This is a genomic window from Arthrobacter sp. 1088 (assembly GCF_031455315.1).
Taxonomy (GTDB): Bacteria; Actinomycetota; Actinomycetes; order Actinomycetales; family Micrococcaceae; genus Arthrobacter.
In genome coordinates this window covers 162,052-176,017 of sequence record NZ_JAVDSM010000007.1, presented here as the reverse complement: position 1 = coordinate 176,017, position 13,966 = coordinate 162,052, and the positions used below count along the sequence as shown (strand labels likewise).

The window sequence follows — 13,966 nt, the reverse complement described above, 5'->3', positions numbered from 1 at the left end:
CCATGGGCCGCGACGCACGCTCCTGGGACGAATCCGACGTCCGGATCCGTCCGAACAAAAAAGGATCAAGGCCCCGCACCAAAGACCGCCCCAGTCATGATGACGCGGTCATTGGCCGGATCATCACGGTGGACCGCGGGCGCTACACCGCCATCGTTGGAGAAGACTCCTCCGATGAACGCATTATCATCGCTGCCCGCGCGCGTGAACTGCGACGAAACCCCGTCGTCCCCGGCGATTTCGTCGCCTTGGTGGGCGATGTATCGGGAGAGCCGGATACCCTCGCGCGGCTGGTCCGCATAGAGGAGCGCAAGACGCTGCTGCGGCGCAGCGCTGATGATACCGACCCCATCGAACGAGTGGTGGTGGCCAACGCAGACCAACTTGTGGTGGTGGTCGCCGCGGCCAATCCGGAGCCCCGGACGGGCTTTATTGACCGTGCTTTGGTTGCAGCCTACGACGCCGGGATCGAGCCGCTGCTGCTTGTTACCAAAGCAGATGTCAAGGATCCGGCGGAGCTGTTATCCAACTATCTCAGCCTGGACTTCCCGATCATCATCAGCCGTACGGCAGATGATGAAGCGTCCGGTATTGACGCCCGCTCCGACGACGGACTGTCCGCCAGGCTGGACAGCCGCGCCGTTGCCGAATTGCGGGCCCACCTTGATGGAAAAGTCACTGTCATGCTGGGCCATTCGGGCGTCGGGAAGTCCACCATGGTCAATGCCCTGACTGGAGCCGAACGGGCTACCGGTGGTGTCAACGCCGTCACCGGTCGGGGCCGGCACACGTCGTCCTCGGCGTTGGCCCTGAAGCTGGCAGACGCCCCACCGGGTAGCTGGATCATCGATACCCCCGGTATCCGCTCCTTCGGACTGGCGCACGTGGACCCCGACCGCATCCTGCATTCCTTCCCCGACCTGGAACCGGGCACAGAAGCTTGTGAACGCGGTTGCAAGCACGATGCCGGCGCCATCAATTGCGGACTTGATGCCTGGGTGAACGAGGGACACGCGGGTCCTTCCGGAGTGGCCCGTTTGTCTTCGCTCCGGCGGCTGCTGGGCGCGGACCCGCGTTTGGAAGCGAAAGAGACCAAGGAATTGGGTACGGTCAACTAAGTGTCGGCGCAAGGCGATCCAACCGCAGGGAACGTTTCACGATAGTTTGGTGGCATGACCCAACCCGTTTCCAGCTACAACGACGACCTGCGACTGGCCCACGTGCTGGCGGATTCCGTGGACGCCCAAACCATGGACCGCTTCAAGGCCTTGGATCTGCAGGTCGAGACCAAGCCTGACCTTACGCCCGTGACGGATGCCGACAAGGCTGCGGAAGAAGCCATCCGCGGCCAATTGTCGCGCTCGCGCCCCCGTGACGCCGTCCTCGGCGAGGAGTTCGGCAGCAGCGGCCACGGCTCCCGGCGTTGGATCATCGACCCCATCGACGGCACCAAGAACTTTGTTCGGGGCGTTCCCGTGTGGGCTACCCTGATCGCGCTCGTTGACGAAGGCGAGCCCGTCGTTGGAGTTGTCAGCGCCCCCGCGCTGGGCAAGCGCTGGTGGGCAGCAAAGGACATGGGCGCCTACATGGGCCGCTCCCTGGCATCAGCCACCCGGCTCAGGGTGTCCAACGTTTCGCGGTTGGCCGATGCTTCAATGTCATATTCCAGCCTCTCCGGTTGGAAGGAACGCGGCAATCTGGACGAGTTCCTGGGGTTGACGGAAGACATCTGGCGCACGCGCGCCTATGGCGACTTCTGGTCCTATTGCCTGGTAGCCGAGGGGGCTGTTGACATCGCCTGCGAGCCAGAGCTGAATCTTTACGACATGGCAGCACTGGTTCCCATCGTGACGGAAGCCGGCGGCCGCTTCACCTCATTGGAAGGCGAGGACGGCCCCTTCGGCGGCAACGCCCTGGCCACCAACTCCATCCTCCATTCGGAGGTCCTCAAGCGGCTAAACCCCGCATTGGATGACCTCCTCTGACCCGGCGGACCAACAAGCCAACCGGCTGAGCATAGAATTTTCGACGGCGGAAGCCTCATTTTCGGGGCATCCGCCGTCTTTTCTTCGCCCAAAACCCGGTTTCCGGACCCTTCGTAACAATCTGCTTAACAAAGCGAAGCGACTTTGGAGCAGGCCAGATGCGTGGCCTAACCTCTTTACAGGTCACGAGTGCCAGCGCTAAACCCCGGTTTGCTGGCCGGCAACCCTCCATTCGCGGTGGGGTGCCCCGGGTGACGACCTGGCCGGTCCGGAACGGATACGGCAAGCGCGGATCCCCATAGGGGGTCCCTCTTGAGTGAGGTCCCATGAGCACTGCTACGTTCAACTCCACCGTTCTGCCGTCCCTTGCGGTCGAAGAAGCAGCGCACGAAGCCGCTGCGGGCAGGCCCCTGGCCGCCGTCACAGGCGCGGAGCTGCAAGCGCCCCTGATCCAGGGTGGCCACGTCCGCTACGCCAACCTCGACTACGGGGCATCCGCTCCCGCGTTGACCATCGTTTCTGCGTATCTCAACGAGATCCTCCCCTACTACGCCAGTGTCCACCGCGGCGCGGGCTACGCTTCCCAGATCAGCACCTCGGTCTACGAGAACTCCCGCGACATCGTCCGTGAATTCGTTGGCGGCCGTCCGGATGATTCCGTCATCTTCACCCGGAACACCACGGACTCGCTGAACCTGTTGGCGGGCTGCCTCCCGCAACTCGACGGTAAGCCAACGGGCGAGGTCCTTTACCTGGACATCGAGCACCATGCCAATCTTCTTCCCTGGCAGGGCGTCCCCCACCGCAGTGTCGTAGCTGCTTCGACACTGACCGCTACCTTGGCCAAGCTCCGCGAGGAACTCAGCCAAGGCGGCGTATCTCTGCTGGCGGTCACCGGTGCCTCGAACGTGACCGGTGAAATCCTGCCGATCGCCGAACTCGCAGCACTTGCACACGAATACGGTGCCAGGATTGTGGTGGACGCCGCGCAGCTTGCTCCCCACCGCCGCATCAACATCGCCGCCGCAGACGTCGACTACATCGTGTTCTCCGGCCATAAGCTCTACGCTCCGTTCGGCGCCGGCGTCGTTGTGGGCCGTCCCGACTGGCTCGACGCCGGTACCCCCCACCTGGCCGGCGGAGGCGCTGTTCGTGAGGCGCGCCTGGACTCGGTCAGCTGGGCCTCAGGTCCCGCCCGCCACGAGGGCGGCTCCCCCAACGTCCTCGGTGCGGCAACATTGGCCCGGGCGACACAGGTGCTCGCCGGCTTGGATCAGGATGCCTGGCATGCCCATGAAGCTGGAATCCGCTCCTACCTCGTACAGGGACTTGAAGCAATCGACGGCGTGACGGTCCACCGGATCTTCAGCGACTCCGAGGACACCATCGGCGTGGTCAATTTCTCGGTGGAAGGATTCGACGCCGGACTGGTCGCCGCCTACCTCGCCGCCGAACACGGTGTAGGACTTCGTGACGGCCGCTTCTGCGCCCATCCCCTCCTCAAGCGGCTGGGCCTGCCGTCCGGCTCACTGCGAGCCAGCTTCGGCGTGGGCTCCCGCCTGGAGGATGCCACACGGCTGCTGGCTGGAATCGAGGAACTCAAGCGCACGGGTCTCGGCTGGGACTATGTAGTGGACGAAGGCCGCTGGGTGCCGGCCAACGACCACCGCAGCTACCCGGAATGGGCACCAAACACGCCCGGCACCGCAGGGGCTGCACCCTGCACCATTGACTGACACAGCACTATTGACTGAAACAGCACGGTTGCGGATGTACACGTACTGTGCGGTAAATTCGTAGGGTAACCGGCGTTCGCGGTAAAGGAGTCTGTGCGTGGCCGTGCCTTCCCGTAGTGTTTCCGGCGGAAGTGTTTCCGGCAGCGCTGGCAGGCCAGGTGGTCCCAAGCTGCATGCCACGCGCCGCCACGAACTGGGCCAGAGCTTCCAGGACGGCGGCGAACACTACGATCGCGTTCGGCCCGGCTACCCCGCAGACTCAGTGGTTTGGCTTCTTCCTCCTGGAGCGAAGTCCGCCGCGGATATTGGTGCAGGCACAGGAAAATTCACAGCACTGCTCGTGGAACGCGGCCTGCAGGTGGCCGCCGTCGATCCTTCCACAGACATGCTGGAGCAACTTCGAAAGTCCTATCCCGGCGTTCAGGCGTTGGAGGGTACGGCCGAGGCAACAGGGTTGGCGGACTCAGCATTCGACGTCGTCAGCGTTGCCCAGGCCTGGCACTGGTGTGACCCGCTCAAGGCCAGCACGGAGATCGCCCGCATCCTTCGCCCCCACGGAGTTCTTGGCCTGGTGTGGAACCAACTGGACACCTCTGTGCCCTGGGTCCATCGGCTATCACGCATCATGCACGCCGGAGATGTGCACAAGCCCGGCTTCCGGCCAGTTATCGGACCGGAATTCACGGACTTGGAGAGCCATCTCACCAACTGGGAGGACGCCGTGTCTCCGGAGGACATCATGGAGCTCACGAAATCGCGCAGCTACTACCTCCGCGCCAATGAAGCCACCCGCGCAAAGGTCATGGGCAACCTGGCGTGGTACCTCTACGATCATCTCGGCCATGCCCCTGGCCAACGACTGGGATTGCCGTACGTGACGACTACCTGGCGGGCCCGCAAGATCCACGGCGCCCCGCCACGGTAGGCTTGGTGTGTGAAGACCAGTACGCCCTCCTCCTCTATCGAGGACTACGTCAAGGTCATCTACTCCTATACGGAGTGGCAGGACAAACCAATTACGTCCTCGCAGCTTGCCCTGCGGCTTGGCGTTGCCAATTCCTCGGTGTCTGAAATGGTCCGCAAGCTCAAGGACCAGGGCTTGGTGGACCACCAACCCTACAGCGCCATCAGGCTGACTCCGGAGGGCATGCGGCTGGCGCTGTCCATGGTCCGGCGCCACCGCCTCATTGAGACATACCTCGTGGACGAACTCGGTTACAGCTGGGATGAAGTCCACGATGAAGCTGAGATGTTGGAACACGCGGTGTCCGATACGTTCATCGAGCGCATGGCCGCCAAGCTTGGCCACCCCCTGCGGGATCCTCACGGTGACCCCATTCCCTCGGCTGACGGATCCGTGGAGCTCCCTCACGCGTACCGCATGATCGAGTTGGACGAAGGCCACTCAGGCCGCATCACTCGGATCAGCGACGAAAATCCTGATCTTCTTCGGTATCTCGCGTCGGAAGAGATCACCTTGGACGCTCCTGTGGAGGTGGTGGGACGCAAACCATTCGGCGGAGCCCTGGTGGTTCGGATCGGCAGCGGAGCCCAACGGCGCGAATTCGATCTCGCGGATGAAGTTACAGCGGCACTTTGGGTCCAAAGCGCCGAAGTCCACGAAGGCTGCGTGCTTCCCGCGCGCTGACCCGATGCGCTGCCCGGGCTAGCTACGCTGGCTGGCCGAGCCGCCGTCGTCGGACGCAGTATCCGTGGCGCTGTCAACGGTAGCTGCCGCTTCGGGCTGTGGGTTGCGGATCCCGACGGCGGACGCCACCGCCCCGATGACGAACAATGCCGCCGTGACAATCAAGGCATTGTACAAACCTTGCCGTGTGAACACCGGACCAACGATCAGGCCGGCAAAGGCAATGCAGATGAGGCCTGCAATACGGGCCACGGCGTTGTTGACGGCCGAACCAATCCCGGCCTCTTCCTGGGGCACCGCTCCCAGAATCGCTGCGGTGAGTGGCGCGACGAGAGTGGTGAGTCCCACGCCAAAGACGATCTGCCCCGGAAGCACCTGGGTCCAGTAGTTCAGTGGCTCCTGGACGGAGAGGGACATCAGAAAGCCCACAGCGCATAGCAGCGGCCCCACGGTCATGAACCATCGCGGACCATATTTTCCTGCCAGCCCACCGAAGTAGGACGCCGTCAGCATCAGGATGACGGTCGCCGGGAGCAAAGCAATTCCCGCGATGGTAGCCCCCATCCCTCCAACCTGCTGGAGATAGATACCCAGGACGAAGAATCCCAGCGATATCCCACCGTAAATCGCGAGCGTGGCAAGGTTGCCCCACCCAAAGTTCCTTATGGCAAAGAGCCTCAACGGCAACATGGGCTCCCTGGTCCTTGCCTCGTGGACCAGGAACAACACCATCGCCGCCACACCGGCCAGGAGCGGCAGCCACACCTGGACGCTCATCCATCCCATCCGGCCCTGTTCTATGAAGGCGTAGACGGGACCACCTAGTCCGATCATGGCCAGGACAGCGCCGAGGTAGTCGATTCCCTTGCTCTTGTCCCTGGCCGCGTCCGACGCCCGAAGCCCCGCGAGCAGAGGCCAAATCGCGACGGCGGGAATGACGTTGATGAAGAAGATCACACGCCACGACAACATGTCCACCGAGACGCCGCCAATCAGCGGACCGACGATTGCGGCAGCACTCGTCCAGCCCGACCATTGGCCAATCGCTTTGGACTGGGAAGGTCCTGAGAAGGACGTAATGATCATGGCCAATGAGCTGGGCACCAGGAGCGCGCCGGCAATCCCTTGAAGTGCGCGGGACACCACCAGGACTTCCCCGTTCCAGGCCAGGCCGCACATCACCGACGTCAGGGCAAAGCCCGCCAGCCCCCATTCGAGGATCCGTGCCCGGCCAAAGTGGTCCGATAGTGAACCAGCCACGAGGATGAGCGCCCCGAGGGTCAATAGATAGGCATCCACCACCCATTGCTGGATGACCAAGCCACCGCCAAGTTCACGTCCAATGGCCGGGAGGGCCAAGTTGACCACGAAACCATCCAGGATGGCGATAAAAGAAGCCACAATTGCCACAATGAGCACCCGTTTTTGAAGCGGCGTTCTCGGCAGCAAAGCCACAGCATCCGTCATGTGCACAGCCTACGCGGCATTCCTCCAGGACGAAGTCCCGTATCGTTAAACAGTGATTAGTAGACGTGACGCAGCATTGGCCCTAGATATCTCCATGGAAATGGCCCAGCGCCACGGCATCCCTTCACGGCTCTCAGAAGCGGAACTACGGAGTCTCCAGGACAATCCTCCGGCCTGGCTGATCCAGTCACGTGCCAACCGCACGGGCAAACGGCCTGTTTGGGTCCACCTGACCTGCGCAGTGTGTGGGTATTCAGAAGCGGTGCGGCCCAAGAAGTGGTGGCCCGATTTCTCGTTCGTCTTTTGCGGGCACCATAAGAACAGTGAACTGCCGGAACTGTTCCTGGGTGACGTGCGCAGCGAATATGAAGGCGTCGGCAGCCGCTTTGTTGGCGTGGTGGACGTCCGCGAGGACCAGGCCTAGCATCGCCTCATTGTTGCTGGCTCGTCATTGCTGGCTCATCTCCGAGGGAACGGCTATCAGTTGTACCGTTTTGCCGTCCCGCAGCACGGTTAAGGGGAACGGTTCGCCTATGGCCTCGGCAAACAGCAACTTCTGCAGACTTTCTGCACTGGAGACAGCCCTTCCTTGGGCCCGAAGCACCAGGTCCCCTGGCTGGAGCCCCGCTAACTCCGCAGGCGAGGCCGCGATGACCTCCACCACACGCAGGCCCTCCTTTTGGCCAGTCCGGACCACCGCACTGGCATCAAGCGGTATAGGCGTACTCACCAAACCCAGGTAGGCCCGGCGCACCCTCCCATCCTTGAGCAGGGAGGCGATAATCCGTTGGGTCGTCCTATTAATAGGTACGGCGAGTCCAAGGCCCAGTCCAGCAATGGCCGTGTTGATGCCCACGATGCGGCCCCGGGTGTCGGCCAGGGCGCCGCCCGAGTTGCCCGGGTTAAGGGCCGCGTCAGTCTGGATGACATCCTCGATCACCCGCCGGTGCTCACCTGCACGGACGGGAATGGATCGTCCCAGCCCGCTGACCACGCCGGCAGTCACTGATCCGGCAAGACCCAACGGATTGCCCACCGCGATCACCAGCTGGCCAACCCTCAACGAATCGGCGTTACCCAAAATGGCAGGTGGCGGAGTGGGTTTGAGACCACGTACTACCGCCAGGTCAGACAACGGATCCGCCCCCACGAGCTCCACATCGGTCTGCTTGCCATTCGCAAACACCGCTCTTCCGGACTGGATACCGGCCACGACATGGGCATTGGTGAGCATGTACCCGTCACCGGTAAAGACCACGGCCGATCCGCTGCCCACACGCAGCTGCCCGTTCCGGCGCGCACTCGTCATCTCGATAGCGGCGACATGCGGCGTGACAGACTCCGCAACCCGGATGACGATCTGCGAGTACGCGTCCAGGGCCGCGTCGTCATCCTGCTCCGTAGGCGCTTCTGAATCCCGGCCGTCATCCGGAATTTCAAACTCTGGCTCAGTACTCATCACATGCCTCCTGCTACCGCGGTGCCTACCCTGTACAACGGCCAGGACAGGCCGGCTAGTCCTCGTTCCCCTACGCCGTGGGTGAACGGCCAGGGCATCTTGTCCGGAGGGCATCTTGTCCGGACAGAGAAAAAGCCCCCGGATCACTAGGATCCGAGGGCTTTCCGGTGGAGATGGGGGGAATTGAACCCCCGTCCGATGTCGTTTTGTCAGGGCTTCTCCGGGCGCAGTTTGCGTCGGATTTTCTCGGCCCCAGCCATCCTGCAAACAGGTGGCTGATCCGGGCCCAGTCATCTAAAAGTCCCGTTTACCTCAATGACGAAGGCAAACAGCAGTGGCTATCTAAATGACGCCAGGAACCGGGGCGATAGCAACCCCGGGCTGACGGACTGTCTTACTGCTTAGGCAGCGAGAGCGAAGTCAGTGCGCTTAGATTCGGCACTTATTGGTTTGCAGACAGCGTTTACGAGATAATTCTGCATCCTCGGCCCGCTTCACCTGTCGCGACTAACATCGTCGAAACCGATCATCCCCGTATTTTGTTACCAAACCGGCAAGTCATTCATCAGGCGATCAAATCCCTACCGGACTATCCATCATAACGCATGCACGCGGAAGATCATTCCCGCGACTCCATCCCAGGGCGGGGCACCGGCATCCGGACCTAGCGGCGGTTGCGCTCCCGCAGTTCGCGCAACGATTCACGCTTATCCTGCTGCTCACGAAGCGTTTGGCGCTTGTCGTAGTCCTTTTTACCTCGGGCTATGGCTATTTCAACCTTTGCCCGGCCGTCCAGGAAGTAAAGCTGCAACGGCACCACGGTGAAGCCGGATTCGCGGATCTTCTGGGAGATCTTGTCCAGTTCTTCACGGTGAAGCAAAAGCTTACGACGGCGGCGCGCGGCGTGGTTGGTCCAACTCCCCTGGTGATACTCGGGGATGTGGATGCCCTCCATCCACAGTTCGTCATTGTAGAAGGTACAAAAGCCGTCCACCATGGAGGCGTGGCCTTCACGGAGGGATTTCACTTCGGTACCCATCAGCGCAATGCCGGCCTCATAGGTATCCAGGACATGGTAGTTATGCCGGGCCTTCCGATTGGTGGCCACTACCTTACGGCCACTTTCCTTGGGCACGGTAGAACTCCTTGTTAGATGCGGATTTCAACTAGTGTACGCCAGAGCCGGCAGGCCCTGGCTCCTGATGCAGGGACCGGCTGCTAGAGGAGGGTCATCGGATCCACTGCGGCGCCGTTCAACCAGGTTTCGAAGTGTGCGTGGCACCCCGTCGAGTTACCTGTGCTGCCCGAGTACGCAATGAGTTGTCCCTGCGATACTTGCTGCCCATTGGCCACCACAATACTGCTGTTGTGGTAGTAAATGGTCGTCAGGGAGTTGCCCTGCACCACACCATGGGACAGCTTCACGCGCCATCCACCGCCGTCCGCCGAGTTCCAACCAGAGTTGAAGACAGTACCGGCAGCTGCAGCATAAACAGGAGTACCGCAGGCTGCGCCGAAGTCGATGCCGGTGTGCATGTAACCACCCGTGCCGTAGAAATCGATGGTTCCGGGCGGAGTTGCCCGCCAGCCGAATCCTGAGGTGATGGGTACATAGCTGGCGAAGGGGTGCCGCAAACCAAAGGCGGAAGGCGAACCCACCGGCGGAACATACGGTTGCTCGGGGGGTGCCGGCCTTCCTTGCGCTGCTGCTGCGGCGGCCGCAGCAGCAGCAGCCTCCGCGGCAAGCCGACGCTGCTCGGCCTCCCACGCCTCCCGAAGCTTGCGGTCCCTCTCGACGATTTCGGCTGCAACAGAATCCTGTTCGGCCTTCACCCGGGCAAGATCGGCTTCAATGCCAGGCTTGGCGGCCTGTAGTTGCCCATTCAGGCGGGTGGTGTCCTCGATCAGCTTGTCGACTTCGGCTTTCTTGCTGGCAGCCTCGTCGCGCGCAGCCTTCTCCCGCTCAAGCGCGGCGTCGGCTTTGGCCTTCAGGTCCTGGATCTCAGCCTCGACGGCGGCCAGCCGGGCCTGGGAGTTTACGTTGGTGGCATTCTGTTGCGTCAGCTTGGTCATTGCTGCGTTCTGGCTGCGCATTGCCTGATCAGCGAGGTCCATGGAGTCTGTCAGGCTGCCGGACTCGTTCGATCCGAAGAGCAGGGCGATGTTGGTGGGCACGCCACCGGATTTATAAGCCTGCGAGGCGATTTGGCCGATCAGTTTCCTGGTATCGGTGATCTTCTGCTTGTCGCTCTCAAGCTGCTCAGTGATTTTGGCCTTGTTCTGCTGGGCGAGCTCCACCCGGGCCGCCAATGCCTCGACCTCCTTGACAGCACTGGCCACGCGGCCCTGCGCTTCGAGAAGTGCCTGCTGGGCGCCCGGGAGTCGACCTTGGTAGATGACCAGATCGCCCGCGGCCTTGGCGATCTTCGAGTCCACAAACTCCAAGGACGCCTGGACGCGCGCCGATTCGGCCTCGAGCGCAGCTTGCTGGTCGTCCAGGCTGTCCGCATGGGCCGTAGGTACACCGGACAGGAGGCTGACCGCGAGGCCCAGGGCGAGGACGCCACCAAGAATCCTGGCTTGGCCGGACGCAAGGCGCCGACGCAGCGAGTTCTGGTCCAACGTGGTCATCATGAGTCCTTTTCGCTTGTCAGCAGAGTTATTCGCAGCCGCCCGTCCTTCATCACTAAACCTTCAAGTAACGCCGGAGGGTCAACAAGGAGGATATCCCGGCCAGGCCGCCGCCGAGCGCAATCAGCACCGGTGCGATCACCAGGACCTGCGTCGATGAGATGAAGGGAGTGTTAAGGAATTGCCTGGACAGATCACCGTTGAGCCAGAAGTGTGCCATCAGCCACAGCGTCACGGAAGCCAGCAAGGCGCCCACAACAGCGGCGATCACACCCTCCAGGATGAACGGCAACTGGATGACTGTCTTCGAGGCGCCCACCAAGCGCATGATCCCCGTCTCCCTGCGCCGGCTGAACGCCGAAAGGCGGATCGTCGTGGTTATCAGAAGCACAGCGCAGAAGATCATCACTGCGGCCACACCCATGGCGGCCACAGAAGCGCCGTTCATCCAGGAGAAAATCCGTTCCAGTACCTGGCGCTGGTCACTGACCGTCTCAACGCCGGGTTGCGAGGAAAATGTTTCGCTGATGATCTGGTACTTCTCGGGGTTCTTCATGTTGATACGGAACGAGGCCGGCAACTGGTCCTCAGATACAGAATCAACGATGGGCGAATTGGAGAACTGCTCCTTGAAGTGTTTGTAGGCCTCGGCTTGGGATTCAAATTGGAAGTCGTTGATGTACTGCTTGACTGCCGGAGACTCCAACATTGCCTGCAGATTGTCCTGCTGTTCCTTGGTGGCAGGCCCAGAGGCGCAACCAACCGCCGTCGAGCCATCGTTGCAGAGGAAGACAGCAACCTGGACTTTGTCGTACCAGTAGCCCTTCATCTGGTTGATCTGCATCTGGAGCATTCCCGCTGCGCCAACAAATGTCAGGGAAACAAAGGTCACCAAGACGACCGAGATCACCATGGACAGGTTGCGGCGCAGGCCGCTGCCGATTTCCCCGAGGATGAAAAGGAGCCTCACAGCTGTGCCCCCTGCGCACGGTTTAGTTCCTCGCCACTGGCGTCCTTCAGCCGCCGCGATTCACCGACAACCGGAATCATGGACGTGTACAGTGCCTTCGCTTCGTCGCGGATGACCTTGCCATTCTTGAGTTCCACCACGCGGCGGCGCATTTCGTTAACGATGTCGTCGTCGTGGGTAGCCATGACCACAGTGGTGCCGTTCTGGTTGATTTTGTCCAGGACTCCCATGATTCCCATGGACGTAATGGGGTCAAGGTTTCCCGTGGGTTCGTCAGCAAGGAGAATGCCCGGGCGGTTGACGACGGCGCGGGCAATCGCAACGCGCTGCTGCTCGCCACCTGAAAGTTCGTGGGGCATCCGCTTTTCCTTGCCCTCAAGGCCAACGGTCTTCAATACCTCAGGAACCGTCTCCCGGATGATGGAGCGGCTCTTGCCGATGACCTGCATGGCAAACGCAACGTTCGCGAAGACATTCTTCTGCGGGAGAAGACGGAAATCCTGGAAGACCACACCGATGCCCCGGCGAAGCTTGGGCACCCGCCAGCTCGAAATATTGGCCACGTTCTGGCCGGCAACGTAAACCGAACCTGAGGATGCTTTGTCTTCCTTGAGGATCAATCTCAGGAAGGTGGATTTTCCTGACCCTGAGGCGCCCACCAGGAAGGTGAATTCACCACGGTTGATCTCAAGGCTGACAGAATCGAGCGCCGGTCGGGCATTCTGCTCGTAGACCTTGGTGACATTCTCAAATCTGATCATGGCCCTTTAGAACCCCGCCGGACATGACGTACTCGCCCAGTCCAACAGCCGGAGCGCGGGCTTTCGATGGGGGAAGTGAGAGCACCGGCCACTCGACTATACGCACGCAGCAGCCGGGATTCCGGGGGTTTCGGGGGCGTGTCGTGGAATCGGACGTCCCCGGTACGCGGACTGAGGCCCTAGCTGGCAGCGTTACGGTTGCCGGTGCGCCAACGGATACCGGCGTCGATGAAGTCGTCGATGTCGCCGTCCAGGACAGCCGAAGTGTTGCCTACTTCGTGTTCCGTGCGCAGATCCTTAACCATCTGGTACGGATTGAGAACATAGGAACGCATCTGGTCTCCCCAGGATGCCTTGACATCGCCGGCCAAGGCTTTCTTTTCGGCGTCCTGCTGTTCCTTCTTAACAAGCAGCAACCGCGACTGGAGCACACGCAAGGCAGCTGCCCGGTTTTGAAGCTGCGACTTCTCATTTTGCATTGACACCACGATGCCCGTGGGAATGTGTGTCAGGCGAACGGCGGAGTCGGTCGTATTGACGGACTGGCCTCCTGGTCCTGAAGACCGGAAGACGTCTACGCGGATCTCGTTGTCCGGAATCTCGATCGAGTCGGTCTGTTCAATCAACGGGATGACCTCGACTGCGGCGAACGAAGTCTGCCGGCGGCCCTGGTTGTCAAAGGGGCTGATACGGACCAGTCTGTGTGTGCCCGCCTCGACACTCAGGGTGCCGAATGCGTACGGCGCCTTGACTTCGAACGTGGCGGACTTCAGGCCTGCTTCTTCAGCATAGGAAGTGTCCATCACGGTAGTGGGGTAACCGTGACGCTCCGCCCACCGCAGGTACATACGCATCAGCATCTCGGCGAAATCGGCAGCGTCGACGCCACCTGCCCCTGCCCTGATGGTCACTACGGCTTCCCGTTCGTCGTACTCGCCGGACAACAGGGTGACGATTTCGAGCTCGGCGAGGGCTTTGCGAATCGAATCAAGCTCTTTGGCGGCCTCGGCCATTGAGGCTTCGTCGCCCTCGTCCTGGCCGAGCTCCACCAGTACTTCGAGGTCGTCTATCCGGGAGGCCAGTTTGGACAGGCGCTCCACTTCGGCTTGCCGGTGGGACAAGCGCGACGTCACAACCTGCGCCGATGCGGGGTCATCCCAAAGGTCCGGCGCGCCAGCCTGCTCACTCAATTCGGCGATTTCTGCCTTCAAGGCATCAACATCGGTGACGTTCTCGATGGAACTGTAAGTGGCGCGAAGCGCGCGGATTTCTGCGGGAAAATCAATCTCAGCCATGGTCTTTCCAGCGT

Annotated in this window: 13 protein-coding genes, 1 other RNA gene and 1 riboswitch; of the genes, 6 read left to right on the top strand and 8 right to left on the bottom strand. The window is 61.5% G+C overall.

Annotation, left to right across the window (positions count from 1 at the left end; genetic code table 11):
• The first annotated feature begins 2 nt into the window (after positions 1–2).
• From rsgA to J2Y41_RS13005, 5 genes are all read left to right on the top strand, one after another.
• Positions 3–1,118 carry a ribosome small subunit-dependent GTPase A gene (rsgA, locus tag J2Y41_RS13025; RefSeq protein WP_224088027.1) on the top strand — a complete coding sequence of 372 codons (1,116 nt, stop codon included), beginning with the start codon at positions 3–5 and terminating at the stop codon, positions 1,116–1,118.
• 54 nt (positions 1,119–1,172) lie between these two features.
• Entirely contained in the window at positions 1,173–1,985 is an 813-nt protein-coding gene (gene hisN, locus J2Y41_RS13020; RefSeq protein WP_224088029.1) for a histidinol-phosphatase, read from the top strand.
• 181 nt (positions 1,986–2,166) lie between these two features.
• A riboswitch (SAM riboswitch) is annotated at positions 2,167–2,280 on the top strand.
• Between the two features lie 31 nt (positions 2,281–2,311).
• Entirely contained in the window at positions 2,312–3,721 is a 1,410-nt protein-coding gene (locus tag J2Y41_RS13015; RefSeq protein WP_309928895.1) for an aminotransferase class V-fold PLP-dependent enzyme, read from the top strand.
• 103 nt (positions 3,722–3,824) lie between these two features.
• Positions 3,825–4,646: a class I SAM-dependent methyltransferase gene (locus tag J2Y41_RS13010; RefSeq protein ID WP_309929140.1), complete on the top strand. Its 822-nt coding sequence runs from the start codon at positions 3,825–3,827 to the stop codon at positions 4,644–4,646.
• A gap of 9 nt (positions 4,647–4,655) precedes the next feature.
• Positions 4,656–5,369 (top strand): metal-dependent transcriptional regulator, encoded by a 714-nt coding sequence (locus J2Y41_RS13005; RefSeq protein WP_224088030.1) that lies wholly within the window; start codon positions 4,656–4,658, stop codon positions 5,367–5,369.
• An 18-nt stretch (positions 5,370–5,387) separates the two neighbouring features.
• Here the strand turns inward: J2Y41_RS13005 and J2Y41_RS13000 are convergent, their stop codons facing one another.
• Positions 5,388–6,842: an MFS transporter gene (locus J2Y41_RS13000; protein WP_309928891.1), complete on the bottom strand. Its 1,455-nt coding sequence runs from the start codon at positions 6,840–6,842 to the stop codon at positions 5,388–5,390.
• Between the two features lie 88 nt (positions 6,843–6,930).
• Between J2Y41_RS13000 and J2Y41_RS12995 the strand changes: the two genes are divergently transcribed.
• Positions 6,931–7,260, top strand: a complete 330-nt coding sequence (locus J2Y41_RS12995; protein WP_309929137.1) for a hypothetical protein — start codon at positions 6,931–6,933, stop codon at positions 7,258–7,260.
• A gap of 24 nt (positions 7,261–7,284) precedes the next feature.
• On the opposite strand, the gene J2Y41_RS12990 is transcribed toward J2Y41_RS12995, so the two are convergent.
• The 7 genes from J2Y41_RS12990 to prfB form a co-directional block, all read right to left on the bottom strand.
• Positions 7,285–8,298: a S1C family serine protease gene (locus J2Y41_RS12990; RefSeq protein WP_396133533.1), complete on the bottom strand. Its 1,014-nt coding sequence runs from the start codon at positions 8,296–8,298 to the stop codon at positions 7,285–7,287.
• A 162-nt stretch (positions 8,299–8,460) separates the two neighbouring features.
• Positions 8,461–8,829, bottom strand: a transfer-messenger RNA (tmRNA) gene (gene ssrA, locus J2Y41_RS12985).
• A 130-nt stretch (positions 8,830–8,959) separates the two neighbouring features.
• Positions 8,960–9,430, bottom strand: coding sequence for an SsrA-binding protein SmpB (smpB, locus tag J2Y41_RS12980; protein WP_026540087.1), 471 nt, complete (start codon positions 9,428–9,430; stop codon positions 8,960–8,962).
• An 83-nt stretch (positions 9,431–9,513) separates the two neighbouring features.
• Positions 9,514–10,926 carry a peptidoglycan DD-metalloendopeptidase family protein gene (locus tag J2Y41_RS12975; protein WP_309929134.1) on the bottom strand — a complete coding sequence of 471 codons (1,413 nt, stop codon included), beginning with the start codon at positions 10,924–10,926 and terminating at the stop codon, positions 9,514–9,516.
• Positions 10,927–10,981: 55 nt separating this feature from the next.
• Entirely contained in the window at positions 10,982–11,896 is a 915-nt protein-coding gene (ftsX, locus tag J2Y41_RS12970; protein ID WP_224164730.1) for a permease-like cell division protein FtsX, read from the bottom strand.
• Positions 11,893–12,657, bottom strand: coding sequence for a cell division ATP-binding protein FtsE (ftsE, locus tag J2Y41_RS12965; RefSeq protein ID WP_216924001.1), 765 nt, complete (start codon positions 12,655–12,657; stop codon positions 11,893–11,895). Before ftsE ends, ftsX begins: the two co-directional genes overlap by 4 nt.
• 179 nt (positions 12,658–12,836) lie before the next feature.
• Positions 12,837–13,952 carry a peptide chain release factor 2 gene (gene prfB / locus J2Y41_RS12960; RefSeq protein WP_224088033.1) on the bottom strand — a complete coding sequence of 372 codons (1,116 nt, stop codon included), beginning with the start codon at positions 13,950–13,952 and terminating at the stop codon, positions 12,837–12,839.
• Positions 13,953–13,966: the final 14 nt, after the last annotated feature.

Bases quoted from the DNA above. Each gene is read 5' to 3' on its own strand.
- rsgA (WP_224088027.1), top strand. From the start codon at position 3: ATGGGCCGCGACGCACGCTCCTGGGACGAATCCGACGTCCGGATCCGT.
- hisN (WP_224088029.1), top strand. From the start codon at position 1,173: ATGACCCAACCCGTTTCCAGCTACAACGACGACCTGCGACTGGCCCAC.
- J2Y41_RS13015 (WP_309928895.1), top strand. From the start codon at position 2,312: ATGAGCACTGCTACGTTCAACTCCACCGTTCTGCCGTCCCTTGCGGTC.
- J2Y41_RS12995 (WP_309929137.1), top strand. From the start codon at position 6,931: ATGGAAATGGCCCAGCGCCACGGCATCCCTTCACGGCTCTCAGAAGCG.
- J2Y41_RS12975 (WP_309929134.1), bottom strand. From the start codon at position 10,926: ATGACCACGTTGGACCAGAACTCGCTGCGTCGGCGCCTTGCGTCCGGC.
- ftsE (WP_216924001.1), bottom strand. From the start codon at position 12,657: ATGATCAGATTTGAGAATGTCACCAAGGTCTACGAGCAGAATGCCCGA.
- prfB (WP_224088033.1), bottom strand. From the start codon at position 13,952: ATGGCTGAGATTGATTTTCCCGCAGAAATCCGCGCGCTTCGCGCCACT.